Origin of the sequence: Neotamlana laminarinivorans, assembly GCF_020523925.1 — a bacterium.
GTDB lineage: Bacteria > Bacteroidota > Bacteroidia > Flavobacteriales > Flavobacteriaceae > Neotamlana > Neotamlana laminarinivorans.
On record NZ_JAJAPW010000037.1, the window covers coordinates 1 to 383 of the forward strand.

Here is a 383-nt window from a genome sequence, read left to right on the forward strand (position 1 = left end):
GGAAAAGTCAAAGCCTATGCCTCAAGACAACTCAAAGAATATGAGAGGAATTATCCTACTCATGATCTAGAGTTGGCAGCTGTTGTCTTCGCACTAAAGATTTGGAGGCATTACTTGTATGGGGAGAAAGTGGAGATCTTTACGGATCATAAAAGCCTCAAATATTTCTTCACTCAAAAGGAACTCAACATGCGACAACGACGTTGGCTTGAACTGTTGAAAGATTATGATCATACCATCCAATACCATCCTGGAAAAGCGAACGTGGTAGCTGACGCATTGAGTAGAAGATCATATGCAAGTACGAGTGCGATATTGTCAACGCAAAGGCCCATTTTGTATGACTTGCAAAGGATGGAGATAGAGTTAAAGACTCCAGGGAC

The 383-nt window shown here is 41.8% G+C and carries 1 protein-coding gene; it reads left to right on the plus strand.

Annotated elements, in window-relative coordinates:
* Window positions 1–383 (plus strand): Ty3/Gypsy family RNase HI domain-containing protein (locus LG649_RS15940; protein WP_226544810.1); only part of this gene is annotated, 383 nt, incomplete at both ends.